Below are 26723 nucleotides of genomic sequence, written 5' to 3' on the forward strand. Positions count from 1 at the left end.
AGAAACGACCGGCGACAGTGAAGCGCCGGCGGATAAAGACCGATCCGACAGCAGTCTGGTCGGGAGGAAACGAACGGAGGAAGTCCATGAAGACCAGCAATCTGTTGAAGGGTGCCGCGCTCGGAGCCCTGTTCGCTGCCGGCGCGCTTGCCCCGGCCATGGCGCAGGACAGCGTCTATTTCGCCAACAACGCCTATCGCACCGGCCCGTTCTCGGGCTCGGGCATCCCGATCGGCGACGGCATGCGTGACTACATCGCGATGATCAACGAGCGCGACGGCGGCGTAAACGGCGTCAAGGTCATCTACGAGGAATGCGAGACCGGCTACGACACCAAGAAGTCGATCGAGTGCTACGAGCAGGCCAAGTCGAAGAACACCATCGTCTACTCGCCCTGGTCGACCGGCGCGACGCTGGCCGCGATCCCGCGCGCCCATGTCGACAAGATCCCGATCCTGTCGATGGCCTATGGCCTGTCCTCCTCGGCCGACGGCACGAACTTCCCTTGGGTCTTCATTCCGCCCTTCACCTATTGGGACGGCGCCTCCGTCATGGTCCGGCACATGGCGGCAGAGCTCGGCGGCATGGACAAGCTCAAGGGCAAGAAGCTCGGCCTGATCCATCTCGACGCGCCCTTCGGCAAGGAGCCGATCCCGGTTCTCGAGAATCTCGCCAAGAAATACGGCTTCGAGCTGAAGCTCTATCCGGTGGCCGCCGCCGACATGCAGAACCAGGGCTCGCTCTGGCTCTCGATCCGCCGCGACCGGCCGGACTATCTCTACAACCAGGGCTGGGGCGCGATGAACCCGACCGCGGTCAAGGAAGCCGCCAAGAACAATTTCCCGATGAACAAGCTGGTCGGCGTCTGGTGGGCCGGCGGCGATGACGACGCCCGCGCCGGCGGCGAGCAGGCCAAGGGCTACAAGTCGCTGAGCTGGACGCTCGCCGGCACCGAGGCGCCTGCGATGCAGGACATCCTCAAGCACGTCGTCGACAAGGGCAAGAGCACGACGCCGAAGGAAAAGGTTGGCGAGGCCCTCTACAACCGCGGCGTCTACAACGCGATGCTCGTCGTCGAAGGCATCCGCAACGCGCAGAAGCTCACCGGCAAGAAGGTGATCGATGCGCAGGACATGCGTCGCGGGCTGGAATCGCTCAACCTGACCGAGGCGCGCCTCAAGGAGATCGGGTTGGGCGGCTTCGTCACCCCGACCGCTATCTCCTGCACCGACCATTCCGGCCACAGCAAGATGTTCGTCTCGGAATGGGATGGCACCAAGTGGACCAAGAAGGGCGACTGGGTCGAGCCTCTGAAGGACGAGGTCCGGCCGCTGATCGAGTCCAACGCCAAGGACTACATCGAGAAGGCCGGCAATTGGCCCAAGCGCACCGAGCCCTGCGAGAAGTCGTCCTGATCTGACGGCAGCCGGCGGCGGCTCCCCGCCGCCGGCACCCTCATCGATACCGATTGTCCGGGAGAGGCCGATGTCGACCGCCACCCTCGAAAAACCAGCCGCAACGACCGCGAGCGGCACCATCCTGTCGCTCAACAATATCGAGGTCATCTACGACCATGTCGTGCTGGTGCTGAAGGGCGTCTCGCTCACCGTGCCGCGCCAGGGCATCGTCGCGATCCTCGGCGCCAACGGCGCCGGCAAGACCACGACGCTGAAGGCGATTTCCAACCTGCTCAAGGCCGAGCGCGGCGAGGTCACCAAGGGCTCGATCGTCTTCGATGGCGAGCGCGTCGACAAGATGTCCCCGAACGAGTTGGTCCGGCGCGGCTGCATCCAGGTCATGGAGGGCCGGCACTGCTTCGGCCATCTCTCGATCGAGGAGAACCTGCTGACCGGCGCCTTCACCCGACGCGACGGCAATGCCGCGATCAAGCGCGACCTCGAGAAGATCTACACGCTGTTCCCGCGTCTGAAGCAGCGGCGAACGTCGCAGGCCGGCTACACCTCCGGCGGCGAGCAGCAGATGTGCGCCATCGGCCGGGCGATGATGTCGAATCCCAAGATGATCCTGCTCGACGAGCCCTCGATGGGCCTTGCCCCGCAGATCGTCGAGGAGATCTTCGAGATCGTCCGCCGGCTCAATGCCGACGAGGGCGTCTCTTTCTTGGTCGCCGAGCAGAACACCAACATGGCGCTGCGCTACGCCACTTACGGCTACATCATGGAGACCGGCCGCGTCGTCATGGACGGCGAGGCGAAGATGCTGCGCGAGAATGAGGACGTGAAGGAATTCTATCTCGGCGTCGCCGAGGGCAACAAGAAGTCCTTCCGCGAGGTGAAGAGCTACAAGCGCCGCAAGCGCTGGCTGTCGTAGCAGGGCGCGATTTCCTTGGCCGTGTCATCCCGGACAAGCGGCGAAGCCGCGCCGATCCGGAATCCATGCCGGAGCATTACCGATAAGAGTTCAGGCATGGATCCCGGGTCTGCGCTTCGCTTCGCCCGGGATGACCACGCTGGTTTGCAGGTGACCTGAGGACGCTTTGATGACAGAGCACCACGACGCGCTCGAAACCCGTTCGCCTGCCGCGCGCGAGGCCGATCTCTTCGCCCGTCTGCCCGCAGTGCTGGCAGCGGCCATGAAGGCGCCAACCTATGCCGAGCGGCTCGCCGGCATCGACCTCGCCGCGATCACCGACCGCAAGGCGCTCGCCAGCCTGCCGATCCTGCGCAAGGCGGACCTGCCCGCCCTGCAAAAGGCCGCATTACCCTTCGGCGGCTTCGTCGCGGAAGCGCCCGGTTCCTTCGGCCGCCTCTTCACCTCCCCCGGCCCGATCTTCGAACCCGAGGGCACCGCGACCGACGCCTGGGGCGCCGCGCGCGGCCTTTATGCCGCCGGCTTCCGGCAGGGCGACATCGTCCTGAACACGCTGAGCTATCACCTGACGCCCGGCGGCTTCATCATGGATTCGGCCGCTCGCGCGCTCGGATGCGCCGTGATCCCGGCCGGCCCCGGCAATACCGAGCAGCAGATGGAGGTGATCTCGGCCTATAGGCCGAGCGCCTATGCCGGCACACCCGATTTCCTGAAGATCCTGATCGAGGCGGCGCAGACGCGCGGCGTCGACATCTCCTCGATCAGGCGCGCGGTCGTCTCCGGCGCCGCCTTCCCGCCTTCGCTTCAGGCCTGGGTCCGGGAGCGCGGCATCGATGCCTACCAGCTCTACGCCACCGCCGATGTCGGCGTCATCGCCTACGAGACCTCGGCCCGCGAAGGCATGGTGCTGAACGAGAACCTGATCGTCGAGATCGTCCGGCCCGGCACCGGCGATCCCGTGCCCGAAGGCGAGGTCGGCGAGGTCGTCATCACCAATCTCGACCCGCACCATCCTCAAATTCGGCTCGCGGTCGGCGACCTTACCGCCGTGTTGCCGGGCCAGAGTGCGTGCGGCCGCAGCAACACCCGGATCAAGGGCTGGATGGGTCGCGCTGACCAGACGGCCAAGATCAAGGGCATGTTCGTGCGGCCCGAGCAGGTCGCCGAGATCGCCAAGCGCCACGCCGAAATCGCCAAACTGCGCCTCGTCGTCGGCCGCGCCAACGAGACCGACACGATGACGCTGAAGGCCGAGATCTACGCTGAGCCCGCGGGCTTCGTCGACGCGGTCTCCTCGACCTTGCAGCAGGTGACCAAGCTGAAGGGAGAGGTCGAAATCCTGCCGCTCGGCGCGCTGCCGAACGACGGCAAGGTCATCGCCGACGAACGGCCGGTGGGGTGAGGCCGCGCTTCACCACGCGATCGGCCTCTCTCCTTGCTCCTCCAGCCAGGCATTGGCCCGGCTGAACGGCTTCGAGCCGAAAAAGCCACGCCGCGCCGACAGCGGCGAGGGATGGGCGCTGGCGATGACCAGATGCCGGCTCTCGTCGATCAGGGGCCGCTTCGCCTGCGCCGGATTGCCCCAGAGCAGGAAGACGACATGGCGCCGCTCACGCGAGACCGCCGCGATCACCGCATCGGTCACCGCGCCCCAGCCGAGCGAGAGATGCGAGCCGGCCTTGCTCGCCCCTTCCCGCACCGTCAGCGCGGTGTTGAGCAGCAGCACGCCCTGCTTGGCCCAGCGGGTCAGGTCGCCATCGGCTGGCGCAGGCTCGGTCAGGTCCTCCGCCCGCTCCTTGTAGATGTTGACAAGGGAACGCGGCAGCGGCGGAGGCCCGACATAGGAAAAGGCGAGCCCGTTGGCATGGCCCGGCGTCGGATAGGGGTCCTGTCCGAGGATGACAGCCCTGACATTATCGAGCGGCGTCAGCGCCAGCGCGGCGAAGACGCGCTCCGGCGCGGGTGCCACGACCTGCCCCGCCGCCCGCTCGGCATCGACGGCAGCACAGGCGCGCGCCGCAGCCCCATTGGCGGCGAAGACCGGCAGGTCCCGCCAGCCCCTTGAATTCCCGCTCGCCAGGAAGGCCGCAAGCGCCTCGCTGCAACTCACTTCAGGACCGCCCGGCCCTCGACCCTGGCATCGACCGTGCCGAGCCTGCGGACATAGACCATCACTTCATTGGCCATGAGCTTGCCGTCGGTAAGGCCGACCAGCGTCCGGCCACGGCCCAGCGCCGTATAGCCGTCGCCGCCTTCCAGCATGAAGTTGTTGGAGGCCACGGTATACTTGGCCCCAGGGTCGATCGGCTTGCCGTCGACCGTGACCGCGGTGACGCGCGAACCCTGCGGCTGCTTGAGATCGGCCTCGAACGTGAGCCCGGAGACGACGGGGAAGCGGCCGGCGCCCTGCGGCGCATCGCGCAACCCGTTCTCGATCGCATCCTTCACGTCCTTGCCGGTGATCTCGACCATCACCGTCGCATTGCCGAAGGGCAGTTCGCTCAGCACGTCGCGGCGCGTCAGCTTCTGCCCGGCGGCATATTGCTTGTTGGCGCGGATGCCGCCGGCATTGGTGATGGCGAGCTGGGCGCCGGTCGCAGCGCGGATCGCGTCGGCAATCAGGTTGCCGATCGCCGTCTCCTGCGTGCGGATGACACCGGTGCGGGAATCGAGCGGCGCGGCCAGCATGGCGATGTCAACGTCGAGCTCCTTCGACAGCTCGCTCTCATAGCCCTTCACGATCGCCGCAACATCCGGGTCCGGCGTCGCCGCGCGGGAATCGTTGACCCGGAAGGTCGGCGTCCACGAGACCTGCCGTGCTGCACCCTCGCCCTTGACGCTGACCGCGATGTCGATCGCGGTGACGTAATTGCCCTCCTCGTTCGACTCGACCATCACGACCTTGCCGTCATAGGCGATGGCGAGATCGTGGTCGTGGCCGGTGAGCACGATATCGACGACGCGCGAGCGGACGATCTCGTAATCCATCTTCCGGTCGGCATGGACGACCGCGACGAGGATGTCGGCGCCCTGCCCCTTCAGGACCCTGGCCTCGCGGCGCAGCGCTTCCATGGTCGAGGAGAATTTCAGGTCGCCCGGGAAGGAAACCTGCGGCGTCGGATCGAAGGCCGTACCGATGACGCCGACCTTGATGCCGCCGAGCTCGAAGATCTGCGAATCCTTGTGATGCGGCAGGATGCTGCCGGCCGCGTCGCGCAGGTTGGCTGCGAAGGTCGGATAGGTCTGCGCCGCCGTCAGCTTGAGATAGTTCTCCTTGCCGAAATCGAACTCGTGATTGCCGGGCACGAAGACGTCGATGCCCATCTTGTTCTGCATCGCGACGACATGTGCACCCTGGTCGAAGCCCGACATCAGCGAAGGCGAGTAGCAGTCGCCGGCATGGCAGAACAGCACCGGCACGCCCTTGGCCCGCTCGGCCTTTGCGATGCCGGCGGCGCGCGCGAAACCGCCGCGGCCCTTGTCGTCGCTCATCTTGTAGATGTCGTTGACCAGCAGCAGCGTGAAGCTCGGCGCCGGCTGCTGGGCCAGCGCCACGGGCGCGGTCGCGGCGAGCGTCGCCGGGGCCGCCAAGACGCCGAGAGCCTTGCGGCGGGTGAGCTTCGTCATGGCGGGCGCCCTTGCATCCTGAGAACCGCTCCAGACTAGCAAGAGTGCGGGCGGGCTGACCAGAGGACGGCGCAGCCGGACAGGCGGTGGCGGCAGTGTCGCACCTCGCCTTTCGGAGGGTTTCGAGGCTGGACGAAAGCGCGAACTTGTCTAAACCACGGGTTCAAGGAGAGCCCGCGCTCATGACCGCAGACATCGCCACGGCACCCGGCCGCGAGGCCGCTTCCCTGCCATCAGACCATCCCAAGGTGCGCTATGGCCGTATCGGCGTGCTCTTGATGAATCTCGGTACGCCCGAGGGCACCAGCTACTGGCCAATGCGCGCCTATCTCAAGGAATTCCTCTCCGACCGCCGCGTCATCGAGGAGCCCCGCTGGAAATGGTGGCCGATCCTCAACCTGATCATCCTGTCGACCCGGCCCGGCCGAAAAGGCAAGGACTACGCCTCGATCTGGAACAACGAGCGCAATGAAGGTCCGCTCAAGACCATCACGCGCTCGCAGACCGAGCAGCTCACCGAGCGCCTGAAGCCGCTGGCCGGCGAGCGCGTCGTCTTCGACTGGGCGATGCGCTACGGCTTCCCCGATGTGCAAAGCCGGCTGAAGGCCCTGCTCGACCAGGGTTGCGACCGCATCCTCCTGGTGCCGCTCTATCCGCAATATGCCGCGCCGACCTCGGCCACCGCCTGCGACCAGGCCTTTCGCGCCCTGATGCAGATGCGCTGGCAGCCTGCCGTGCGCGTCGCCCCGCCCTATCACGACGACCCCGTCTATATCGGCGCGCTCGCCCGCTCGATGCGCGCCTCGCTGGCGAAGCTCGACTTCGCGCCCGAGGTCATCCTCTGCTCCTTCCACGGCATGCCCAAGGAATACCTGCTGAAGGGCGACCCCTATTACTGCCAGTGCGTGAAGACCTGGCGCCTGCTGCGCGCCGAGCTCGGCTTGTCCGAGGAGCAGTTCCCGCTGACCTTCCAGTCGCGTTTCGGCCCGGACGAATGGCTGCAGCCCTATACCGACGAGACGGTGAAGGCGCTCGCCCAGGCCGGCAAGAAATCGATGGCGATCGTCGCGCCGGGCTTCTCGGCCGATTGCCTGGAGACGCTGGAGGAACTCGACGGCGAGAACCGCGAAATCTTCCTGCATAATGGCGGCGAAAAATTCGCTTACCTGCCCTGCCTGAACGATTCCCGCGAAGGCATCGACGTCATCGCCGAGGTGGTCCAGCGCGAACTGATGGGCTGGCTCTGAGCTAGCCCTCGCCAGCGACGAAGCGCGCCACGCTCTCGGCCACCGGCCGCGCCTTCAGAATGCGGCGGTGGCCCAGCCCGTCCGTCGCCTCGAGCCGGACGAACGGGCCGCTCTCGGCCAGCGCCTGCGCGTGCTGGAAGCCGAGCTCGCGATCCTGCCGATCGTGGATCACCAGCGTCGGCAACCCGATCGCCTTGAGCTGCAGCGGCCCTTCGAAAGCCTCGACCGGGTTTCCGGCCACAACGTGAATGCACCGTTCCAGCGCCGCCTGCCCGCGCCGGCCCAGCCCGATCGCATGGCCGAATTGCCGGGTGATCCGGGTGATCGAGGACGGCGCTGCAATCAGCACAAGCCTCTGCGCGCTGACCGCCGGCTGTCCCCTGACCGAGCCCGCCAGCGCAGCCAGCGTGATCGCGCCACCGAAGGAATGCGTGACGATCGCCTGGAACGGCCCGAAGACCCGCGCCACAGCAGCCAGGCTTGCGACACCCAGCGGGATATTGAGCTCGCGCCCCGTCGAGGCGCCATGGCCGGGCAGGTCGAAGGCGACGACCCGGAATCCCGCCGCCAGCAGCGGCTCGACGAAACCGGCCATCGAACCCGCATCTCCGGTCCAGCCATGGACCAGCAGCACCGTCCGCGTCGCAACGCCCGTTTCCGGCTCGAAAACATAGGCCTGCACGCTCCCGCACGGGAACGGAATCGCCCGTCGGCTCGCCTGCCGCAATCGCAGCGGCAGGGCCTGCTCGCCAGCCTTGCCATTTCCGTTTCGCTTTGACGACCGCGGCGGGGTACAGAAAAGACGGAAGGCCAGCCGGCCGGTCGTGCGCGGAGCTATGAAGCTCGCGGCACGGACCAGCGGGCGCATGTAACGGAGGGCGGAAGCGCTCATGGCGGATATCCGATTTTGTTCAACGCTGAACTATTATGTTCAGTCATGAACAAAAAGCAAGAGCTTTCCGAGACGCAGACCCTGCCCTGGGACCTGCCGCGCTTCCGCAACTGGGTCTCGATCGCCCGCGCCCATAACATGTGGGAGAAGGTGCTGACCGAGTCGCTGGCGCCGCTCGGCATCCAGCTCGCGCATTACGACGTGCTGGCCAACATCTTCCACGTCCCCGGCCTCTCGCAGCAGGCCTTGGCCGAGAAGCTTCTGGTCGGGCGCAGCGCCATGAGCATGCTGCTGCCGGTGCTGGAGAAGCGCGGTCTGATCGAGCGGCGCAATGACGAGGCCGACCGGCGCCTGCGCCGCCTCTGGCTGACGCCGGCCGGCGAGGCGATCACCCGCAAGGCGATGGCGGTCCATGTCGCCGAGATCGAGGCGATGATGCAGGTCCTCACCGATGAGGAATGCAACGCCGCCGGCGAAGCGATGCGCCGCGTCGGCAAGGCGCTGGAGGCGCGTGGCAGCGCTGCCGCAACTCGCTCCGAAAAGCCCTGAAGCCCGGCGCCTTCAGAGCGCCAGAATCGCCCGCGCAACCCGGTCGAGCGCGGCGTTCGGATCAGGGCAAGCATGCGCGCCATCGACCGCGGGGGCGCCTTCGAGCAGGAAGACCGGCCGCTTGAACTGCAGCCCGAAGGCGATCTCGGACAAGGTGCCGTGGCCGCCGCCGATCGCGACAAGGCAATTGGCCGCCCGGGCGATCAGGGCATTGCGGGCGACACCGATGCCGGTCGCAAGCGGAACCGTGACATAAGGGTTGGCCGCCTCCGGCTCATCATCCGGCAGAAGCCCGATCGATAGGCCGCCAGCCTCCGCCACACCGCGGCAGACCTCTTCCATCACCCCGGAACGACCGCCGCACAGCACGGTGACGCGATGCTCGGCGAGCAGGCGCCCCATGGCAAACGCGGCATCGATCTGAAGCGTCGTTGGCGTGCGCGTCCCGATAACGGCGACGGGCGCACGCAGCGGCATCCCGCTGTCGCGCTGGAGCCAGAGCAGGGCACGCGTGGGCGAGACGGTCTCTCCCCCCGGCGCCACCGCCGTCATTTTCCAGCGTCGCGCCGCCGGATCGAAAATCCGGCCGCGCCCGTCATGCAACCGCCCGTTCTTGGTATCGAGTCGCAGTTGCAGGTCGGACGCCATGGCTCAGGCCGGCTTCTTTTCCTCGCCGAAGGCGGAGATGCCGCCATGCTTGGCCGACCAGCTCGCGGGATCGTTCAGGAAGCTCTCGACCTCGGCCAGGATCTTCGGCTCGAAATGGCCGCTATCCTTGGCGACGGCGAGCACGTCCCACCAAGTCGTGAGATAGTGCAGGTTGATGCCGATCTCGGTCATCAGTTCGCGGCTCTTCGGGAAGATGTCGTAGTAGAACAGCACGAAGCAGTGCTGCACGTCTGCACCGGCATTGCGCAGCGCCTCGGCGAAATTGACCTTGCTGCGGCCATCCGTGGCGAGGTCCTCGACCAGCAGCGTGCGCGCGCCCTCGACGACCGAGCCCTCGATCTGGGCATTGCGGCCGAAGCCTTTCGGCTTCTTGCGGACATACTGCATCGGCAGCGAGAGGCGGTCCGAGATCCAGGCGGCGAAGGGAATGCCCGCCGTCTCGCCGCCGGCGATGATGTCGAGCGATTCGTAGCCGATATCGCGCACGATCGTCGTCGCCGCGAAATCGATCAGCGTCGAGCGCAGGCGCGGATAGGAGATGATCTTGCGGCAGTCGATATAGACCGGGCTCGCCCAGCCCGAGGTGAAGAAGAAGGGCTTGTCGCTGTAGAAATGCACCGCCTTGATTTCGAGCAGCATCTTGGCCGCTTCGCGCGCGATCTCGGCCCTGTCGGTGGGGGTGAACAGGTTGGACATGGCGCGGTGTCTCCGGGCTGAGCGGCGCCGCTCGCCGGGAACGGCAAGGGCTCTGGGGCTGGTCGAATTGGCAAACGGCCCCTTCTGATCGCCTCGGCCCGGCAGGTCAATCCCTCCGCACGGCGATTTTCACCGCGAGCGGCAGGGCTGTTCGGTCGTATGCAGGCCTCCAGCGCCGACTTCGCGGTGAGATGGCCTCAGCGTTGCCGAAAAACGACCGTTGCAGCGTTTCCCACGACATCCACAGGCTGGGCTGTCCACGATCATTGCGCCGGCTCAGGCTGCGTGAGATGCGACATGATCTGAATTATGGGGCGATGCCCTATCGGCATCGCCGCTCCGTTGGGCTTGGTCGGAGCAGACAAGGGGCCTTCATCATGAGCGATCTTCAAGCGGCAGCCGCCGCTGCACCGACGGAAGTGGACAGCAAGGCGCGCAAGGCCCTGTGGGGCGCGGCGATCGGCTATGCCATGGACGGATTCGACCTGCTGATCCTCGGCTTCATGCTGCGAGCGATCTCGGCCGATCTCCAGCTCAGCCAGGCCCAGGCCGCCTCGCTGGTCACCGCGACGCTGGTCGGCGCCGTGCTCGGCGGCATCGGCTTCGGCATGCTGTCGGACCGCATCGGCCGCGTCCGCGTCCTGACCTGGACGATCGTCCTCTTCGCCGTCTTCACCGGGATGTGCGCCCTGGCGCAGGGCTATTGGGATCTGCTGTTCTACCGCACCATCGCGGGCCTGGGCCTCGGCGGCGAGTTCGGCATCGGCATGGCGCTGGTCGCCGAGGCCTGGCCGGCCTCGAAGCGCGCCCGCGCCTCGTCCTATGTGGGGCTCGGCTGGCAGGTCGGCGTGCTGGCGGCGGCGCTCGCAACCCCGCTGCTGCTGCCCTCGATCGGCTGGCGCGGCATGTTCGCGATCGGCATCCTGCCGGCGGTCGCCGCCTATTTCATCCGCCACTCCCTGCACGAGCCCGAGGTCTTCGTCGCCCGCTCCAAGGACCGGCCGAAGGAATCGGCGCTGCGCCTGCTGGTCAAGGACCGCGAGACCACGAAGCTCAGCCTCGGCATGGTCATCCTCTGCTCGGTCCAGAACTTTGGCTATTACGGCGTGATGATCTGGCTGCCGAACTACCTCGCCACGCGGTTCGGCTTCGCGCTGACCCAGTCGGCGGTGTGGACGGCGGTGACCATCGGCGGGATGGCGCTCGGCATCTTCGCCTTCGGCCATATCGCCGATCGCATCGGCCGGCGCCCGGCCTTCTTCGGCTACATGATCGGCGCCGCCGTCATGGTGATGGTCTACTCGCGCCTGACCGATCCGACGCAGTTGCTGGTCGGCGGCGCCGTCATGGGCTTCTTCGTCAACGGCATGCTCGGCGGCTATGGCGCGCTGATCAGCGAGCTCTTCCCGACAGCGGCGCGGGCCACGGCCCAGAACGTGCTGTTCAATATCGGCCGCGGCGTCGGCGGCTTCGGCCCGGTCGTGGTCGGCGCGATCGCAGCGACCCATGGCTTCCAGACCGCGATCGCGCTGCTGGCCACCCTCTACATCCTCGACCTCATCGCCATGTGGCTCCTCATCCCCGAGAAGCGCGGCGCGGAGCTGACCTGAGGCGGGCAGCGGCAAAGCCTTGACGAAAGCGCCAGACGGCGCCCTCTCGTCAGGGAATGACGCCCGGGGGCAGCGGCGGCTCCGCATTGAGCAGCGTGATCGTCACCCGTCGATTCGGCGGGATGTAGGGATTGTCGACGAAGAGCGGCTCGGTGTCGGCGCGCCCCACCACGGACGTGAAGCGGTCGTTGGGAAGCCCGGCACCCGCCAGGATCTCACGCACGGCGAGCGCGCGGCCGGCTGTCAGGCTCCAGGAATCGACAGCCTGCGCTGAGCCCGGGCGCGCGGCGGCTGTGTGGCCGGTGACAGACATCTGGTTGGGCATCCGGCGCAGGGTGGGCGCGATCGCCTCCAGCACGAGACGCGTGCGCTCGTAGGGCTGGACCGAGCCCTCGGGGAACATGGAGCGGCCGTTTTCGTCCACCAGGGAAACGTTCAACCCATCCTTGGTCTGCTCGATCACGATGTTGCGCGACAGCTCGGCAATTTCGGGCATCTTCTGGAGCGCCTGCCGGAGGCTGGCTATGGCGCTGTAATTGGCCTGCATGTTGGCTGCCCGGCGGTTGACCTCTCGGTCGCCGCCGCCGCCCGAATTGCTCGGTCGCGCCTTGTCCTCCTGCCCGGTCGTATCCCTCGCGACGTCGCGGGGCGCCGACGTCTTGTTGCCCGACTTGTCCAGGGCGGTGCCCATCAGGATGCCGCCGGAGCCGCTCGTGCCGGGACTTAGAGCGGATGTCGGCGCGAAGTATTCCGCCAGGCCATCCTTCTGCTCCTGCGTCGTCATGCTGATCAGCCACATCAGCAGGAAGAACGCCATCATGGCGGTCACGAAGTCCGCATAGGCGATCTTCCAAGCCCCGCCGTGGTGGGCATGAGCAGCCTTCTTGACCTTCTTGATGATGATCGGCTGGGTCGACTTGGCCATCGAGTCCTACTGAAGGTTGGGTCAGGCGCTGGCGGGCAGGGCGGCGGTTGCCGCTTCGACCTCGGCGAAGGTTGGGCGGACGTCGCTCATCAGAGCCTTGCGGGCAAATTCGACCGCCATCACCGGCGGCTGCCCGCTGATATGGGCGAGGAGACCCGCCTTGAGTGACAGGAAGTATTTGGCTTCCGCCTCGAAGGTGCTCTTGAGCGACGCCGCCATCGGCGCGAAGAAGCCGTAGGCGACGAAGACGCCGAAGAAGGTGCCGACGAGCGCGCCGCCGATCAGATGTCCCAGAACCTCCGGCGGCTCCTTGATCGCGCCCATCGTCTTGATCACGCCGAGCACGGCGGCGACGATGCCGAGCGCCGGTGTTCCGTCGGCGATCGACTGCATGGCCGAAACGATACGCTCCTGCTCCTGGTGGTGCGTCTCCAGCTCCTCGTCCATCAGAGCGTCGATTTCGTGGACGTTGTTGGCGCCCAGCGTCAACATGCGCATGTAGTCGCAGACGAACTCGACCGCATGATGGTTCGCTGCAAAAGTCGGGAAGGCGTTGAACAGCGTCGATTCGCTCGGATTTTCAATGTGCTGCTCGACCGCGAGCATGCCCTTCTGCTTCACGAGTTTGTACAATGAATACTGCATCCCCAGCAGTTCGACATAGCATTCCTGCTTGTACTTGGAGCCCTTCACGATCGTGCCGAGCATGGAAGGCACGGCCTTGAGCACCGGCGCGGGGTTGCCGATGATGAAGGCACCGATCGCCGCACCGAGGATGATGACGAACTCGAACGGCTGCCAGAGGACCTCGAGGTGGCCACCCATGGCCGCGTAGCTGCCGAAGACGCAGACGAAGACGATGATTGCGCCGACGATCAGCCGCATGGTTTTGTCACCCTCGCACCGCAGCAGCTACAGCCCGCGCGAAGCCACTACTGATCCGACGAAATGACCGATCGAGGTTAAGGGCGAGTTTATGGCCATTGACCCGCAGGCTTGTAAGCGTCGTCCTCGGCCACGAGACTTAGCGCGGCAGGGGAGATCCAGGGGAGGACATCGGGGGCAATGCCTCCCGCCAATCCCGGTGATCACAGTCCAATGCGGGACCGTTTCCAGGGGTTATCGACGCTGCGCCGCCTTGCTGTGGCGCGGCGAGGAGTGTCCGGACTTGGGCGATCTCCCAATGCCCGATTGTGACGCGATAGGGACGAGGTGGCTCGGATCGCGCTTGGCATCCAATGTGCTGGATATCTCGAGCACCACCCCCGCTGCGAACCCAGGATTGTCCGCATCCGCATTTCCTGCGGTGGCACCGAGAAAATTGCTTCAAGCAATCAGCGGCGGCGAATGCGCGCCATGCCTACTTGCAACCGCGATGTAACCAAGGGCTTTTGGAGCGTTCTGAAACGGCTCCGAATCCGGCAGGCCCAAAAAGCAAAAAGCGCCGGGAGATCCGACGCTTGCATGCTTCTCAAGCCTTGAGAATGTCTGGAGCGGGCGAAGGGATTCGAACCCTCGACCCCAACCTTGGCAAGGTTGTGCTCTACCCCTGAGCTACACCCGCATCCGAGACAGTCACGCCGTGTTGGCGGCGCGGCCGGGTTATTGCCCCAAAGCGCCGCGAAGCGCAAGCACCCAGGCCAAAGTTTTTTTGCCGCCTTCCACAAAAGCCGGTTTCATCCCGCCCGTCTTGCTGTCGGCGCCATGCAAGGCTAGGCATTCTCCCGCTCGTCCCTGCCGTTCCGGCAGGGGTTTTCAGTGCCGTCTCGAACCCTGCCCCTTGCCGATCGCCCAGCCATGACCGCGCCCGTCACGCCCGACCAGCTCTGCGCCTATCTCACCGAGAAGGGCATCGCCTTCCATCGCACCGACCATCCGGCCGTCTTCACCGTCGCCGAGACGGCGCCGCATCGCGACGAGATGACCGGCCACCACACCAAGAACCTCTTCCTCAAGGACAAGAAGGGGCGGATCTTCCTGGTCTCGGCCGAGGCTCACGCGCGAATCGATCTCAAACGCCTGCAAGAGCGTATCGGCGCCAGCGGCCGGCTCTCCTTCGGCTCGGCCGAGCTCCTGATGGAGAAGCTCGGCGTCACGCCGGGCTCCGTCACCGCCTTCGCCGTGATCAACGACCGCGCGGGCGACGTCACCATGGTGCTGGATTCAACGCTCGCGACCGGCGAGGACGTCAATTTCCACCCGCTGGTCAACACGGCGACGCTGCGGGTCAGCCGCGACGATCTCCTGGCCTTCTTCCGGAGCACCGGGCATGAGCCGCTGATCGTCGATTTGCCGGTCCCGCCCGATGGACAGAACGGCTGAAGCACCCCATCTATGGCGCAACTGCGCGGGCGGCCGTCAGGGCACGCCTTGCGCCTCCAGAATATCACACGAAGGACGACCGATGCTGGTCAATGGCGAGGCGGCCGGGCAACCCGGCCTGATCAAGGACACCACGACCCAGGGCTTCCGCGAGGACGTCATCGCCGAGTCGATGAAGCAGCCGGTGCTGATCGATTTCTGGGCGCCCTGGTGCGGCCCCTGCAAGCAGCTCACCCCCGTCATCGAGAAGGTGGTCAAGGCCGCCGGCGGCAAGGTCAAGCTCGTCAAGATGAACATCGACGAGCACCCGCAGATCCCCGGCCAGCTCGGTATCCAGTCGATTCCGGCCGTGATCGCCTTCAAGCAGGGCAAGCCGATCGACGGCTTCATGGGCGCGCAGCCGGAAGGCCAGATCAAGGCTTTCATCGAGCGCCTCGTCGGCCCGATGGGTCCGGGCGAGACGGCCGAGCTGATCGAGGCCGCCGCGGCCGCCATCGCTGCCGGCGACCCCGCCGGGGCGAGCGAGCTCTATGCCGGCGTGCTCGAGATCGAACCCGACAACCTCGCCGCCATCGCGGGCTTGGCGCGGCTGCATCTCGACAGCGGCGATATCGAGGGCGCCAAGGGCATTCTCGGCATGGCACCGCCGGACAAGGCCAGCGACCCGGCTATCACCGCCATCCGCGCCGCGATCGAGCTCGCCGAGCAGGCGGCCTCGCTTGGCGACACAGCTGAACTGGAAGCCAAGGTCGCGGCCGATCCGAAGGACCATCAGGCCCGCTTCGATCTGGCGCTGGCGCTCAACGCCCGCGACAGGCGCGAGGAGGCGGTCGATCATCTCGTCGCCATCATCAAGGCCGATAGGACATGGAACGACGACGGTGCGCGCAAGCAGCTCCTGCAGTTCTTCGAGGCCTGGGGCCCGATGGACGAGGCAAGTGTCAGCGGGCGCCGCAAGCTTTCGACCCTGCTGTTCTCCTGACCGGCGATAAGGACGAGGCGCGCATGGGCATGAACGCGGTCTACGAGGGAGCCAAGGATTGCCCGGCGGCGATCCCGCTCTTCCCGCTGGGCGGCGCGCTCCTCCTGCCGCGCGGCCAGATGCCGCTCAATATCTTCGAGCCGCGCTATCTCGCCATGATCGATGACGCTCTCAAGGGCGATCGCGTCATCGGCATCATCCAGCCCGAGCCGGAAAATGGCCGGCAACCGGAGATCCCACCGCTGCTCAAGGTCGGCTGCCTCGGCCGCCTCACCCAGTTCTCCGAGACCGGCGACGGCCGCTACATCATCACGTTGACCGGGATCAGCCGCTTCCGGCTGCTCGACGAATTGGCGGTGACGACGCCCTATCGCCAGGGTCGTGTGAGCTATGACAGCTTCGCCGCCGACTTCGTCGCCCGGACCGGCGAGGAGGAGGTCGACCGCAAGGGCCTGCTCAAGGCGCTCCGCGACTTCGCCAAGGCCAACGACCTCAAGATCGACTGGAAGGGCGTCAACGAGGCGCCGAACGAGGCGCTGGTCAATGCGCTCTCGATGATGTGCCCGTTCGGGCCGCGCGAGAAGCAGGCCTTGCTGGAAGCATCGACGCTGAAGGACCGGGCCGAGGTGCTGGTCGCGATCACCGAGATCGAATTGGCCCGCGGCGGCGGCGATCCGGACACGACCCTGCAGTGACGCCAGCGACGCCGCCCGCCGAAGCGCCACCGACCGTCTGGCCGCCGCGCCGCGCGGTCACCGCCTGGCTGTTCTTCGACTGGTCGGCCCAGCCCTTCTTCACGCTGATCACAACCTTCGTCTTCGCGCCCTTCTTCGCATCAGTGCTGGCGAAGGACGCGGCCGACGGCCAGGCACTCTGGGGCTATGCGACGGGCTTCGCAGGCCTCTGCATTGCGCTGCTCTCGCCCCTTTTAGGGGGCATCGCGGACCGGACCGGGCCGCGCAAGCCCTGGATCGCCGCCTTCGGCGCGCTGCTCGTCATCGGCTCCGCCATGCTCTGGTTCGCCGTGCCGGGCTCGGCCGCCGCCGTGCCGATCGCGCTGGCCGGTTTCGTCATCGCCACGATCGGCGCCGAATTCGCGACCACCTTCAACAATGCGATGATGACGCGGCTGGTGCCGCCGGAGCGGCTCGGCTGGCTGTCCGGCACCGGCTGGGCCGTCGGCTATCTCGGTGGCCTCCTATCGCTCGCGATCACGCTCGGCCTGCTCGCGGCCGATCCGCAGACCGGCAAGACGCTGGCCGGAATCACGCCGATCTTCGGGCTCGATGCCGCCGCACGCGAGGGCGACCGCTTCTCCGGCCCGCTGACTGCGCTCTGGTTCATCGTCTTCGTCACGCCGATGTTCCTGCTGACCCCGGATTCCGGCAGGACGGGCCTGAGCCTTGCCGAAGCGGCCAAGGGCGGCGTCGGGCGCCTGAAGGACACGCTGGCCGAATTGCCGAAGCTGCCTTCGCTCGGCCGTTTCCTGCTCGCCAACATGATCTATCAGGATGCGCTGGTGGCGCTCTTCGCTTTCGGCGGCATCTACGCGGCCGGCGTCTTCGGCTGGCAGACGATCGAACTCGGCATCTTCGGCATCCTGCTCACCGTCACCGGCACGCTCGGCGCCTGGCTCGGCGGCAAGCTCGACGATCGCATCGGCGGCAAGCCGGTCGTGCTCGGCGCGATCGCCTGCCTGCTCTTCGCCTGTATCGGCATTCTCTCGCTCAGCGCCGACCATATCCTGTTCGTGATCCCGGCCGCGCCGCCCGTAGCCGGAGACGGCCTCTTCGCCTCGCTGCCGGAGCGGGTCTATCTGGGCTTGGGCCTACTGATCGGCCTCGTCGCCGGCCCGATGCAGGCGGCTTCGCGCAGCCTGATGGCACGGCTGGCGCCGGAGGGACGCATCGGCGAATTCTTCGGGCTGTTTGCGCTGTCGGGGAAGGTCACGTCCTTCATGGGTCCGACGCTGGTCGCGCTGGCGACGACGATCTTCGCCAGCCAGCGGGCGGGTCTGGCCGTGCTGATCGTGTTCTTTGTGACGGGCGCAGCGCTGCTCGCGGGCGTGAGGGTCACCCGCAACTCGTAAGTTGTCATCCCGCACGCGCTGCGGCACGCAGTGCTGCTGCGCAGATGCGGGACCGCGCGACGAGAAGGCGACTTTCAGCCAAAAGGGTGCCCCTGCACGAAAGGGCGCCCTTTCCTGAAAACGGTCCCGTGTCTGCGCAGCGGCATTCACATGCCGCAGCGCGCACGGGATGACACCCTTCAAATAAGGCGCTTCACCGGACCAGGATGTTCTTGAACTGCCAGGGATCGCTCTCGTCGATATCCTCCGGGAACAGCCCCGGGCGGCCGTCGAGCGGCGTCCAGTCGGTGTAATAGCCCTTCACCGGCCCGAGATACGGCTTTTGAATCTCGAGGCAGCGGTTGAAGTCGAGCTCCTCGACCTCGACGATCCCGGCGCGCGGATTCTCCAGCGCCCAGACCATGCCGGCGAGCACGGACGACGTTACCTGCAGGCCCGTCGCGGTCTGGTAGGGCGCGAGCGAACGCGCTTCCTCAGTCGAAAGCTGCGAGCCGAACCAGTAGGCGCCCTTCTCGTGGCCGTAGAGCAGCACGCCGAGCTCGTCGATGCCGTCGACGACCTCGTTCTCCTCGAGGATGTGCTGCTCTTCCTGCGGACGGCCGGCATTGCCGAACATCTCGTGCAGCGAGAGCACGGCGTCGTTCGCCGGGTGGTAGGCGTAGTGGCAGGTCGGCCGGAAGATGGCCTTGCCGGCCTCGTCGCGCACGGTGAAATAATCCGCGATCGAGATCGACTCGTTATGCGTCACGAGGAACCCGTACTGGGGACCGGGCGTGGGGCACCAGCTCCGGACCTTGGTCTCGGCCCCGGCCTGCATCAGGTAGATCGCCGCCTGCGAGCCGGTCTCGTGGCCATGCGCGTTCGCCGGCATCCACTTCTCGTGGGTACCCCAGCCGAGCTCGGCCGGTTGCACGGCTTCGGCGATGAAGCCTTCGACCGACCAGGTGTTGACGAAGACGCCCGGCGGCTTGGGGTGCTTCGAACGCTGCGTGTCGCGCTCGGCGATATGGATGCCCTTGACGCCGACGCGCTGCATCAGCGCCGCCCATTCCTCGCGGGTGTTCGGCTGCGTCGCGTTGAGACGCATGTCGGCGGCAAGGTTGGTCAGCGCCCGCTTCACCAGCGAGGAGACCATGCCGGGATTGGCGCCGCAGCAGGAGACCGCCGTCGGCGTGCCGGCCGGGCGCGCCCGCTTGGCGGCCAGCGTCATCTCGCGCAGCGCATAGTTCGAGCGCTCGGCCGGGCCCTTGCTCTCGTCGAAATAGAAGCCGAGCCAGGGCTCGTTGACCGTGTCGATATAGAGCGCGCCGAGGCTGGAGCAGAACTCCATGATGTCGCGCGAGCCGGTGTCGCAGGAGAGATTGATGCAGAAGCCCTGCCCGCCACCGGCGGTCAGCAGCGGCTCCAGCATCGTCTTGTAGTTCTCGATGGTGACGGCTTCCTGGATGAAGCGGATGCCGCGCTCGTCGAGCAGGTGGCGATTGGAATCATCGGGAGCAATGACGACGAACCGGCTCTTGTCGAACTTGAAGTGCCGTTCGAGCAGCGGCAGCGTACCGCGGCCGATCGAGCCGAAACCGATCATCACGATCGGGCCGGTGATCTCGCCGTAGACGGGCCAATTCGTCATTCTCTGTAACTCCTGGGTTCCTGGGGTAAAAAAGGTCGAAAAGGGTCGTATGAGCGCAAAATCGCGCCGTCAATCGCCGGGGACGCCTCCCATGCGGGTCAGCGCATGGAAAGCGCCGCGCGATGACGGCGCGATGACGATGGTCGGGAACGTCAGGCGGCCTGCGCCACCTCGTCCGCTGCGAGGGCCGCAGGGATCATGGCGCCGCTGGCGACGAGCACGCCAAGCGCGCCGTCGAGCGCGCCGTCGCGCAGTTCGATCGCGAGGAAACGCTCGCGCTCGACCGGGCCCGGCATCGCGAGATCGCGCGTCAGCGCCGGGCCGAAGCCGAACCGGGCGTAATAGGGCGCGTCGCCGACGAGGATGACGGCGCCATGCCCACGACAGGCCGCGCGCCAGAGCGCCTCGCGCATCATCGCCTTGCCGAGCCCCTCGCCCTGCAATTCAGGCTTCACCGCGAGCGGGCCGAGCAGCAGCGCCGGCACGCCATTGGCTTCCACATGCCAGAGGCGGACGGTCGCGAGCAGTTCGCCGTCGCGCTCGGCGGTGAGCGCCAGGCCCTGCGCCGGCAGGCGGCCCTCGCGCAGGCGCTCGCTCGATTTGGCGGTGCGGCGCTCGCCCAGGCAACGGTCGAGCAGCGCCTCGCGGGCGGGAATGTCGACGGCGATCTCGTCGCGGATCGTGATCATGACGCACCTCCGGCCGGAGCGCCCATTCTCATGGACCTACCCGGCGCCACGCTCGCGCGCGGCCACAATGGAACGATGTGGGGAAGAGGGGTCCGGCGGGAGCCACGCCCATACCTCCATTCTGGAGATACGAACGCTCCACCCGACTTGGCATCGGACAGCCTGCCTTGCGACAGGGCGCTTCGCCGGACCCGATGGGATCAGGAAGGAGCTCGCGCTCCTTCCGACGTCAGATGACGTACTGCTTCAGCGGCGGGAAGCCGTTGAAGGCGACGGCCGAATAGGTCGTCGTATAGGCGCCCGTGCCCTCGATCAGCACCTTGTCGCCGATCTCCAGCGAGAAGGGCAGCATGTACGGGGTCTTCTCGTACATGACGTCGACCGAGTCGCAGGTCGGGCCGGCGAGCACGCACGGGACGGTCGCATCGCCATCGCGCGTCGTGCGGATGGGGTAGCGGATCGCCTCGTCCATGGTCTCGGCGAGACCGTTGAACTTGCCGATATCGAGATAGACCCAGCGGACCTCGTCCGTTTCGGCCTTCTTCGAAATCAGCACGACCTCGGCCTCGATCAGGCCGGCTTCGCCGACCATGCCGCGGCCCGGCTCGATGATCGTCTCGGGCAGCTGGTTGCCGAAATGCTTCGACAGCGCCCGGAAGATCGCGTCGCCATAGGACGGCACGCCAGGAATCGGCTTCAGGTAGCGCGCCGGGAAGCCGCCGCCGAGATTGACCATCGACAGCGAGATGCCACGGGTGGCGCATTCCTTGAAGATCGCCGAGGCCGAGGCCAGGGCCGAATCCCAAGCGTTCACGTTGGCCTGCTGCGAGCCGACATGGAACGAGATGCCATAGGCCAGCAGGCCCAGGCGATGGCCATGCTCGAGCACGTCCGCGGCCATCTCGGGCACGCAGCCGAACTTGCGCGAGAGCGGCCAGTCGGCGCCGGCACCGTCGCAGAGGATGCGGCAGAAGATGCGCGCGTCCTTGGTGCCGGTCTTCTCGGCGGAACGGGCGACCTTCTCGACCTCGGCCGTGCAGTCGACGGCGAACAGGCGCACGCCGAGCTCCATGGCGCGCACGACGTCGCGCTCCTTCTTGATGGTGTTGCCGAAGGAGATGCGGTCGGCGGTGGCGCCGGCAGCGAGCGCGAGCTCGATCTCGACGACCGAGGCGCAATCGAAGCAGGAGCCCAGCTTGGCGAGCAGGGCGAGCACTTCCGCCGCCGGGTTGGCCTTCACCGCATAGAAGACGCGGGTGTCGGGCAGCGCACGGGCGAAGGCATGATAGTTCTCGCGCACGACATCGGTGTCGATGACGACGCAGGGCCCGTCCTCGCGGCGGGTACGAAGAAACTCACGGATGCGGTCGGTCATGAGACGCGACTCCCCTTCGACGCAAGCGGCGTCGATGCGATGTATCGCCGAATGAATCGTTGCCATCGCAAGGCGCTGTGGAGACGCCTGTGACAGCGGACGATACGTCCGGACCCGAAACACCGTTCGATTGGGGAAGACCCCGCACGGCCGGCAATGAAGGACAAGCCTCTTCGGTGCCGGCCTGTGGAAAGCCGGCGAGACCAAAAAAGCCCGCTCCGTCGTTGCTTTAAGCTGCGTCCCCCGTGGAGATTCGGGGTTCGCCGGTTTTGCCTCCGGCTGCTGGTCTGTGTCGGGGAACAATCTCCTTGCGGAGACTGGGAGGCGTGATTTGAGGGATGTCCATCCCCTCCATCCGTCCTCCAACCCCTGGCGGCTGTCCGGCCTCTTGTCCGGATGCCCACCGACCAGCACGCGGCCACAGGCACGTGCGAATTGGGTGAACGCGATATACGGACGACGACTCCGGATCACAAGTGTTTTGTGCACCCGGAGCCGCATTTTTTTGCAAGGCCGATCCGCGTCCGTTCGGGAACGGGTTAACGGCGAAAAACCTTTCGCCGGCTAGGCGTTAGTCGCGTTTCTCGCAGAAGCGGATTCTGTTGCCGAACGGGTCGGGCACCTGCAGCGTCCGGCCGCCGGGCCCATCCTCCTCGATACCCGGCTTGGAGTAGGTATAGCGCTTGGCCGTCAGCTCGGCGTGAAGGGCATCGATCCCCTCCATCCAGACGAAGACGGTCGAGCCGGGGCTGGCATCGCCGTGATGCTCGGAGAGATGGAGCTGCAGGCCGGAGCGAGACACCTGCATATAGAGTGGCATGTTCGGCCCGAAGCGGTGGTCCCAGTCCATCGTGAAGCCGAGGAAGTCGAGATAGAATTCCTTCGCCTTGGCCTCGTCGAAGATTCTGAGGATCGGGATCCCCATCTGGAGGCGGACCGCCTCCGCCGGCTTCTCGGGCGCGGCCTCGCCGATCTTCGCCGCCAGCACGTTCCAGTCGTCATAGCCGAACTGGCGCGCCACGATTTCCAGGGTCTCTGAATGGGAAAGCGGCACCTGCCGTGAAGCCATGGTGTCGCGCAGGCTCTTGGCCATCAGCTTCGCATCGCGAAAGCTACGCATCGTCGTGATCCTTTTCGCTGCGGACGGTTGGGATCGGGGCTCGCCTTGCCGATATCCGTCCACGAGTCGATCGGGATCAGGACAGGGACTTGATGGATGCGTTCACCTTGCTCTTGCGAGCGCGAGCGGCTGGCCGCATCCGGCCGGGTCCGAAGGTTGCCGCATGTTCATCTCCTGTCAATGCCACAGGCCCTAGACCGGCCCCATTTCATGGCCTTAACTCTCGGTAGCCGCCTATTTTGCCAAGCCGAGGCGACGGGAAGACGGACCACGCATGACCACGACAGACCGCCGCCGCGTCCTGGGCGGACTTTCAGCCGCGCTGTGCCTCTCGGCCGCGCCTTCCGTCCTTCTGGCCCAGCAGCCCCAGCCGCAGCAGCAGGGCCCGCAGCCGCCGCCGGCTCCGCAGAACGCGGCGCCGCAGCCCCGCTTCGGCTTCGAGGACGTGCAGCGCCGCGCTCGCGAGATCGCCGCCGTTCCCTACGAGCCGATCGCGCCGCTGCCCGAGGCGCTCGCCAAGCTCGACTACGATTCCTGGCGCGACATCCGCTTCCGTCCGGAGCGCGCCCTGCTGGCGCAGAACGGCTCGCCCTTCCGCATGCAGATGTTCCACCCGGGCTTCCTCTTCACCCGCCCGGTCACCGTGAATGTCGTGCGCGACGGCGTGCCCATGCCGGTGCCCTATGCCGCGAACCTGTTCGACTATGGCAAGGTCAAGTTCGACAAGCCGCTGCCGGTCAATCTCGGCTTCGCCGGCTTCCGCCTGCATTACCCGCTGAACGACCCCCGCGTCTTCGACGAGCTGATCTCCTTCATCGGCGCCAGCTATTTCCGCGTGCTCGGCCGCGGCCAGCGCTATGGCCTCTCGGCCCGGGGCCTCTCGATCGGCGCCGGCACGGCCGCCGAGGAGTTCCCGGTCTTCCGCGAGTTCTGGGTCGAGCAGCCCGCCGCCGGCAACGAGCGCGTCGTCATCCATACGCTCCTCGATTCGCCCGCGGTGACCGGCGCCTATCGCTTCACCATCTATCCCGACCTCGACACCGTCATGGAGGTCGCGGCGACGCTCTATCCGCGTGCGCCGATCGAGAAGCTCGGCCTGGCGCCGCTGACCTCGATGTTCTTCACCGGCGAGAACGATCGCCGCTTCTTCGACGATTTCCGCAGCGAGCTGCATGATTCCGACGGGCTGATGATCCATTCCGGCAGCGGCGAATGGATCTGGCGCCCGCTGCGCAACCCGAAGCAGCAGGCCGTCTCCTCCTTCGTCGAGCGCAATATCCGCGGCTTCGGCCTGATGCAGCGCGACCGCACCTTCGAGCACTACCAGGACCTCGACCTCAACTACGAGCTGCGCCCCTCCTACTGGATCGAGCCGCAGGGCGACTGGGGCGAGGGCGTCGTCGAACTGATCGAGATGCCGACGACCGACGAGACCAACGACAATATCGTCGCGCTCTGGGCGCCGAAGACGCCGCTGGAACCGGGCAAGGAATTCTCCTTCGGCTACAAGCTGATCTCGATGCTCGATTCCGGCGAGCTTCATCCAGGCGGGCGCGTGGTCAACACCTACCAGGCCAAGCCCAAGGCGCTGGGCTCGGGCGAACCCGTCACCGAAGGCTCGCGCCGCTTCATCATCGACTTCGCCGGCGGCGATCTCGACTACTATCTGAAGCAGCCGGAGAAGGTCGAGATCGTGCCCTCGATCGCCTATGGCCGGATCGACCGCGCCTTCATCGTGCCGAACCGCAAGACCGAAGGCTTCCGCGCCTTCGTCGACGTCGTGGTCGAGCCGGGCCAGCTCGCCGAGATGCGCGCTTTCCTGCGCGCCGGCGGCAAGACGCTCACCGAAACCTGGAGCTACCCCTGGCGCGCCGAAGCGCAGGGCTGACAGACAACGGTGATATGAAGGAGCCCACGATGGACGTCGTCGAGAACGCCGCAGAGAACCGATTCGAACTCGTACTCGACGGCGGCACCGCGCTTGTCGCCTATCGCCGCGATGGCGAGCGGCTGGTGCTCGTCCATACCGAAGTGCCCCAGCAATTCGCCGGACAGGGCGTCGGCTCACGGCTGGCGAAGGGCGCCTTCGAATTGCTCCGCGCGAGCGGGCGCAAGGCCGTGGTGCGCTGCGAATTCCTCAAGGGCTGGATCGCCAAGCACCCGGACTACAACGACGTCGTCGACGGCTGATCGGGCCGGTCAGGACGCCTTGCGGCCGCCCCGGCGTGCCGGCTGCTTCTTGCGGCCGTAGAGCTCCAGGCGATGACGGACGAGCTCATAGCCAAGCTCCGCCGCTATCCGCCGCTGCAATTCCTCGATCGCATCCGAGGAGAACTCGATCACCTCGCCCGAATCGACATCGATCAAGTGGTCGTGATGTTCCTGGTCGGCATGCTCGTAGCGCGAGATGCCGTCCTCGAAGGCGTGGCGCTCGATCGCGCCCTGCGATTCCAGCACCTTCATCGTCCGGTAGACGGTCGAGAGCGACAAGGTCGGGTCATGCGCGAAGGCGCGGGTGAAGATCCCCTTCGCATCGGGATGATCGTCGGCTTCGGCCAGCACGCGCAGGATCAACCGTCGCTGCTGCGTCATGCGCAGCCCGGCGCCCTTCAACTGGCTCTCGAAAACGGCAATACGCCGGTCGGTCTCGGTCATGCCTTGCCATAGCAATGCCAACAGCCAATTGCAAAACCGGGTACAAGAATATCATTCTCATTTGCATTAATAATGCAAATGAGTTTCAATAGCGAAAAGGAGGGCCCGCCTCGAACGCCCGAAGCAGCTTCTCCGTCATTGCGAGGAACGAAGCCACGAAGCAACCCCGGGGCGATCGGGTTGAACCGTCCTACCCATTCCGCTGGATGGCTTCGCTGCGCTCGCAATCACGAAGCTTCACCTGGGGCTTCTTCCGGTTCAGAGATCCCCAGCGATCCCGGCTACGAGCTCGAAGGAACGCTTGCGCTTCTCATGGTCGAAGATCGGCGCGGTGATCATGATCTCATCGGCTCTGGTCTCGCGTACGAAGGCGCCGAGCGTGCGCTTCAGCGTCTCCGGCGAGCCGATGAAGGCGTAGCGCAGCATCCCGGAGACATGCGCCTTCTCGGCCGGCGACCAGTATTGCTCGATATCGTCGATCGGCGGCTGGAGCTTGCCGCGCGCACCCCGGACCATGCCGACGAAGCGCTGCTGCAGCGAGGTCGCGAGATGGCGCGCCTCCTCGTCCGTCTCGGCAGCCACGACATTGATGCCCGGCATCGCATGCGGTGTCGCGAGCTGCTCGGACGGCTTGAAGCGCTCGCGATAGACGGCGAGCGCCTGCATCAGCGCATCCGGCGCGAAATGCGAGGCGAAGCTGTAGGGAAGGCCGAGCTCGGCCGCGAGCTGCGCGCCGAACAGGCTCGACCCGAGAATCCAGAGCGGGACCTCGAGCCCCTCGCCCGGCACCGCGCGGATCGCCTGGTTAGGCCCGGCCGGCGCAAACAAAGCCTGCAATTCGAGCACATCCTGCGGGAAGCTGTCGGATGACATCGGACTGCGGCGCAGCGCCCTGAGGGTGAGCTGGTCGGTACCGGGCGCGCGGCCGAGGCCGAGATCGATGCGGCCGGGGAAGAGCGCCTCCAGCGTGCCGAACTGCTCGGCGATGACGAGCGGTGCATGGTTCGGCAGCATGATGCCGCCGGCGCCGACGCGGATCGTGCTGGTCGCCGCCGCGAGCTGGCCGATCACCACCGAGGTCGCGGCGCTGGCGATCCCGACAATGTTGTGATGCTCGGCCACCCAGTAGCGCGTGTAGCCGAGCGACTCGGCATGGCGGATCAGGTCGGTGGATTTCAGCAGGGCCTCGCGCGGCCCCTCCCCTTCGACGACGGGAACGAGATCGAGGACGGAGATCGCGACCATGACGGCCCCTGCTGGTTGAGCATTTTCAAGCGAACTGGCTACCGGTTCGCGTGAAGAAAATGCAGCGAGA

Annotated in this window: 25 protein-coding genes and 1 tRNA gene; 12 read left to right on the forward strand and 14 right to left on the reverse strand. The window is 66.3% G+C overall.

What is annotated here, in order from left to right; translation table 11 throughout:
* Positions 1-86 precede the first annotated feature (86 nt).
* The 3 genes from ACFJGT_RS22595 (at position 87) to ACFJGT_RS22605 (ending at position 3733) form a co-directional block, all read left to right on the forward strand.
* Positions 87-1415: an ABC transporter substrate-binding protein gene (locus ACFJGT_RS22595; RefSeq protein WP_377842751.1), complete on the forward strand. Its 1329-nt coding sequence runs from the start codon at positions 87-89 to the stop codon at positions 1413-1415.
* 70 nt (positions 1416-1485) lie between these two features.
* A complete protein-coding gene (locus tag ACFJGT_RS22600) occupies positions 1486-2331 on the forward strand; it encodes an ABC transporter ATP-binding protein (protein ID WP_377842754.1) in 846 nt (281 codons plus the stop codon).
* A 169-nt stretch (positions 2332-2500) separates the two neighbouring features.
* Positions 2501-3733 (forward strand): phenylacetate--CoA ligase family protein, encoded by a 1233-nt coding sequence (locus ACFJGT_RS22605; protein WP_377842756.1) that lies wholly within the window; start codon positions 2501-2503, stop codon positions 3731-3733.
* Between the two features lie 9 nt (positions 3734-3742).
* On the opposite strand, the gene ung is transcribed toward ACFJGT_RS22605, so the two are convergent.
* Together ung and ACFJGT_RS22615 are read right to left on the reverse strand one after the other, a co-directional pair.
* Positions 3743-4441 carry a uracil-DNA glycosylase gene (gene ung / locus ACFJGT_RS22610; protein WP_377842759.1) on the reverse strand — a complete coding sequence of 233 codons (699 nt, stop codon included), beginning with the start codon at positions 4439-4441 and terminating at the stop codon, positions 3743-3745.
* Positions 4438-5958, reverse strand: a complete 1521-nt coding sequence (locus ACFJGT_RS22615; protein ID WP_377842761.1) for a bifunctional metallophosphatase/5'-nucleotidase — start codon at positions 5956-5958, stop codon at positions 4438-4440. The genes ung and ACFJGT_RS22615 overlap by 4 nt, the downstream gene beginning before the upstream one ends.
* Positions 5959-6140: 182 nt before the next feature.
* On the opposite strand from ACFJGT_RS22615, the gene hemH reads away from it, so the two are divergent.
* Positions 6141-7205 (forward strand): ferrochelatase, encoded by a 1065-nt coding sequence (gene hemH, locus ACFJGT_RS22620; protein ID WP_377842763.1) that lies wholly within the window; start codon positions 6141-6143, stop codon positions 7203-7205.
* 1 nt (position 7206) lies between these two features.
* Here hemH and ACFJGT_RS22625 read toward each other — a convergent pair whose 3' ends face one another.
* Positions 7207-7887 carry an alpha/beta fold hydrolase gene (locus ACFJGT_RS22625; protein WP_377842766.1) on the reverse strand — a complete coding sequence of 227 codons (681 nt, stop codon included), beginning with the start codon at positions 7885-7887 and terminating at the stop codon, positions 7207-7209.
* A gap of 255 nt (positions 7888-8142) precedes the next feature.
* Between ACFJGT_RS22625 and ACFJGT_RS22630 the strand changes: the two genes are divergently transcribed.
* Positions 8143-8646, forward strand: a complete 504-nt coding sequence (locus ACFJGT_RS22630) for a MarR family winged helix-turn-helix transcriptional regulator (protein ID WP_377842769.1) — start codon at positions 8143-8145, stop codon at positions 8644-8646.
* A gap of 12 nt (positions 8647-8658) precedes the next feature.
* Here the strand turns inward: ACFJGT_RS22630 and ACFJGT_RS22635 are convergent, their stop codons facing one another.
* The gene (locus ACFJGT_RS22635) at positions 8659-9294 is read right to left on the reverse strand and encodes a TIGR00725 family protein (protein ID WP_377842771.1); all 636 of its coding nucleotides are present in this window, start codon (positions 9292-9294) and stop codon (positions 8659-8661) included.
* A 3-nt stretch (positions 9295-9297) separates the two neighbouring features.
* Complete coding sequence (locus ACFJGT_RS22640; RefSeq protein ID WP_377842773.1) at positions 9298-10011, reverse strand: orotate phosphoribosyltransferase; 714 nt, start codon at positions 10009-10011, stop codon at positions 9298-9300.
* A gap of 377 nt (positions 10012-10388) precedes the next feature.
* On the opposite strand from ACFJGT_RS22640, the gene ACFJGT_RS22645 reads away from it, so the two are divergent.
* Entirely contained in the window at positions 10389-11621 is a 1233-nt protein-coding gene (locus ACFJGT_RS22645; protein ID WP_377842775.1) for an MFS transporter, read from the forward strand.
* A gap of 49 nt (positions 11622-11670) precedes the next feature.
* Here ACFJGT_RS22645 and ACFJGT_RS22650 read toward each other — a convergent pair whose 3' ends face one another.
* The 3 genes from ACFJGT_RS22650 to ACFJGT_RS22660 all read right to left on the reverse strand — a co-directional run bounded on the left by ACFJGT_RS22650 (position 11671) and on the right by ACFJGT_RS22660 (position 14110).
* Complete coding sequence (locus tag ACFJGT_RS22650) at positions 11671-12546, reverse strand: flagellar motor protein MotB (protein WP_377842778.1); 876 nt, start codon at positions 12544-12546, stop codon at positions 11671-11673.
* Positions 12547-12567: 21 nt separating this feature from the next.
* Complete coding sequence (gene motA, locus ACFJGT_RS22655; protein WP_377842780.1) at positions 12568-13431, reverse strand: flagellar motor stator protein MotA; 864 nt, start codon at positions 13429-13431, stop codon at positions 12568-12570.
* A gap of 604 nt (positions 13432-14035) precedes the next feature.
* A tRNA-Gly gene (locus tag ACFJGT_RS22660) sits at positions 14036-14110 on the reverse strand.
* 233 nt (positions 14111-14343) lie between these two features.
* Here ACFJGT_RS22660 and ACFJGT_RS22665 point away from each other — a divergent pair.
* The 4 genes from ACFJGT_RS22665 to ACFJGT_RS22680 all read left to right on the forward strand — a co-directional run bounded on the left by ACFJGT_RS22665 (position 14344) and on the right by ACFJGT_RS22680 (position 17939).
* On the forward strand, positions 14344-14868 hold the full coding sequence (locus ACFJGT_RS22665; RefSeq protein WP_377842782.1) for a prolyl-tRNA synthetase associated domain-containing protein: 525 nt from the start codon (positions 14344-14346) through the stop codon (positions 14866-14868).
* Between the two features lie 82 nt (positions 14869-14950).
* Positions 14951-15850, forward strand: a complete 900-nt coding sequence (trxA, locus tag ACFJGT_RS22670) for a thioredoxin (protein WP_377842785.1) — start codon at positions 14951-14953, stop codon at positions 15848-15850.
* Positions 15851-15873: 23 nt separating this feature from the next.
* Positions 15874-16545, forward strand: a complete 672-nt coding sequence (locus tag ACFJGT_RS22675) for an LON peptidase substrate-binding domain-containing protein (RefSeq protein ID WP_377842787.1) — start codon at positions 15874-15876, stop codon at positions 16543-16545.
* The gene (locus ACFJGT_RS22680; protein ID WP_377842789.1) at positions 16542-17939 is read left to right on the forward strand and encodes an MFS transporter; all 1398 of its coding nucleotides are present in this window, start codon (positions 16542-16544) and stop codon (positions 17937-17939) included. The genes ACFJGT_RS22675 and ACFJGT_RS22680 overlap by 4 nt, the downstream gene beginning before the upstream one ends.
* A gap of 193 nt (positions 17940-18132) precedes the next feature.
* Here the strand turns inward: ACFJGT_RS22680 and ACFJGT_RS22685 are convergent, their stop codons facing one another.
* The 4 genes from ACFJGT_RS22685 to ACFJGT_RS22700 all read right to left on the reverse strand — a co-directional run bounded on the left by ACFJGT_RS22685 (position 18133) and on the right by ACFJGT_RS22700 (position 22753).
* A complete protein-coding gene (locus ACFJGT_RS22685) occupies positions 18133-19569 on the reverse strand; it encodes a homospermidine synthase (RefSeq protein ID WP_377842792.1) in 1437 nt (478 codons plus the stop codon).
* Positions 19570-19721: 152 nt separating this feature from the next.
* Positions 19722-20258: a GNAT family N-acetyltransferase gene (locus ACFJGT_RS22690; protein ID WP_377842794.1), complete on the reverse strand. Its 537-nt coding sequence runs from the start codon at positions 20256-20258 to the stop codon at positions 19722-19724.
* A gap of 229 nt (positions 20259-20487) precedes the next feature.
* The gene (locus ACFJGT_RS22695) at positions 20488-21633 is read right to left on the reverse strand and encodes a type III PLP-dependent enzyme (protein WP_377842797.1); all 1146 of its coding nucleotides are present in this window, start codon (positions 21631-21633) and stop codon (positions 20488-20490) included.
* A gap of 571 nt (positions 21634-22204) precedes the next feature.
* Complete coding sequence (locus ACFJGT_RS22700) at positions 22205-22753, reverse strand: glyoxalase superfamily protein (RefSeq protein ID WP_377842798.1); 549 nt, start codon at positions 22751-22753, stop codon at positions 22205-22207.
* A 274-nt stretch (positions 22754-23027) separates the two neighbouring features.
* Here ACFJGT_RS22700 and ACFJGT_RS22705 point away from each other — a divergent pair, with 274 nt between their 5' ends.
* Together ACFJGT_RS22705 and ACFJGT_RS22710 are read left to right on the forward strand one after the other, a co-directional pair.
* Positions 23028-24641 carry a glucan biosynthesis protein gene (locus tag ACFJGT_RS22705; RefSeq protein WP_377842799.1) on the forward strand — a complete coding sequence of 538 codons (1614 nt, stop codon included), beginning with the start codon at positions 23028-23030 and terminating at the stop codon, positions 24639-24641.
* Between the two features lie 29 nt (positions 24642-24670).
* A complete protein-coding gene (locus tag ACFJGT_RS22710) occupies positions 24671-24943 on the forward strand; it encodes a GNAT family N-acetyltransferase (protein WP_377842801.1) in 273 nt (90 codons plus the stop codon).
* 9 nt (positions 24944-24952) lie between these two features.
* Here the strand turns inward: ACFJGT_RS22710 and ACFJGT_RS22715 are convergent, their stop codons facing one another.
* Both ACFJGT_RS22715 and ACFJGT_RS22720 read right to left on the reverse strand, forming a co-directional pair.
* Positions 24953-25408, reverse strand: a complete 456-nt coding sequence (locus ACFJGT_RS22715; RefSeq protein ID WP_091861663.1) for a Fur family transcriptional regulator — start codon at positions 25406-25408, stop codon at positions 24953-24955.
* 258 nt (positions 25409-25666) lie between these two features.
* Entirely contained in the window at positions 25667-26653 is a 987-nt protein-coding gene (locus ACFJGT_RS22720) for an LLM class flavin-dependent oxidoreductase (RefSeq protein ID WP_377842804.1), read from the reverse strand.
* Between the last annotated feature and the right edge of the window lie 70 nt (positions 26654-26723).

Source organism: Allobosea sp. UC22_33 (genome assembly GCF_042700715.1).
In the GTDB taxonomy this organism is placed as follows: domain Bacteria; phylum Pseudomonadota; class Alphaproteobacteria; order Rhizobiales; family Beijerinckiaceae; genus Allobosea.

Excerpts from the sequence above, each read along its gene's own strand:
- ACFJGT_RS22595 (WP_377842751.1), top strand. The coding sequence starts at position 87 with ATGAAGACCAGCAATCTGTTGAAGGGTGCCGCGCTCGGAGCCCTGTTC.
- ACFJGT_RS22600 (WP_377842754.1), top strand. The coding sequence starts at position 1,486 with ATGTCGACCGCCACCCTCGAAAAACCAGCCGCAACGACCGCGAGCGGC.
- ACFJGT_RS22605 (WP_377842756.1), top strand. The coding sequence starts at position 2,501 with ATGACAGAGCACCACGACGCGCTCGAAACCCGTTCGCCTGCCGCGCGC.
- ACFJGT_RS22615 (WP_377842761.1), bottom strand. The coding sequence starts at position 5,958 with ATGACGAAGCTCACCCGCCGCAAGGCTCTCGGCGTCTTGGCGGCCCCG.
- hemH (WP_377842763.1), top strand. The coding sequence starts at position 6,141 with ATGACCGCAGACATCGCCACGGCACCCGGCCGCGAGGCCGCTTCCCTG.
- ACFJGT_RS22630 (WP_377842769.1), top strand. The coding sequence starts at position 8,143 with ATGAACAAAAAGCAAGAGCTTTCCGAGACGCAGACCCTGCCCTGGGAC.
- ACFJGT_RS22635 (WP_377842771.1), bottom strand. The coding sequence starts at position 9,294 with ATGGCGTCCGACCTGCAACTGCGACTCGATACCAAGAACGGGCGGTTG.
- ACFJGT_RS22640 (WP_377842773.1), bottom strand. The coding sequence starts at position 10,011 with ATGTCCAACCTGTTCACCCCCACCGACAGGGCCGAGATCGCGCGCGAA.
- ACFJGT_RS22645 (WP_377842775.1), top strand. The coding sequence starts at position 10,389 with ATGAGCGATCTTCAAGCGGCAGCCGCCGCTGCACCGACGGAAGTGGAC.
- ACFJGT_RS22650 (WP_377842778.1), bottom strand. The coding sequence starts at position 12,546 with ATGGCCAAGTCGACCCAGCCGATCATCATCAAGAAGGTCAAGAAGGCT.
- motA (WP_377842780.1), bottom strand. The coding sequence starts at position 13,431 with ATGCGGCTGATCGTCGGCGCAATCATCGTCTTCGTCTGCGTCTTCGGC.
- ACFJGT_RS22665 (WP_377842782.1), top strand. The coding sequence starts at position 14,344 with ATGACCGCGCCCGTCACGCCCGACCAGCTCTGCGCCTATCTCACCGAG.
- trxA (WP_377842785.1), top strand. The coding sequence starts at position 14,951 with ATGCTGGTCAATGGCGAGGCGGCCGGGCAACCCGGCCTGATCAAGGAC.
- ACFJGT_RS22675 (WP_377842787.1), top strand. The coding sequence starts at position 15,874 with ATGGGCATGAACGCGGTCTACGAGGGAGCCAAGGATTGCCCGGCGGCG.
- ACFJGT_RS22685 (WP_377842792.1), bottom strand. The coding sequence starts at position 19,569 with ATGACGAATTGGCCCGTCTACGGCGAGATCACCGGCCCGATCGTGATG.
- ACFJGT_RS22690 (WP_377842794.1), bottom strand. The coding sequence starts at position 20,258 with ATGATCACGATCCGCGACGAGATCGCCGTCGACATTCCCGCCCGCGAG.
- ACFJGT_RS22695 (WP_377842797.1), bottom strand. The coding sequence starts at position 21,633 with ATGACCGACCGCATCCGTGAGTTTCTTCGTACCCGCCGCGAGGACGGG.
- ACFJGT_RS22700 (WP_377842798.1), bottom strand. The coding sequence starts at position 22,753 with ATGCGTAGCTTTCGCGATGCGAAGCTGATGGCCAAGAGCCTGCGCGAC.
- ACFJGT_RS22705 (WP_377842799.1), top strand. The coding sequence starts at position 23,028 with ATGACCACGACAGACCGCCGCCGCGTCCTGGGCGGACTTTCAGCCGCG.
- ACFJGT_RS22710 (WP_377842801.1), top strand. The coding sequence starts at position 24,671 with ATGGACGTCGTCGAGAACGCCGCAGAGAACCGATTCGAACTCGTACTC.
- ACFJGT_RS22715 (WP_091861663.1), bottom strand. The coding sequence starts at position 25,408 with ATGACCGAGACCGACCGGCGTATTGCCGTTTTCGAGAGCCAGTTGAAG.
- ACFJGT_RS22720 (WP_377842804.1), bottom strand. The coding sequence starts at position 26,653 with ATGGTCGCGATCTCCGTCCTCGATCTCGTTCCCGTCGTCGAAGGGGAG.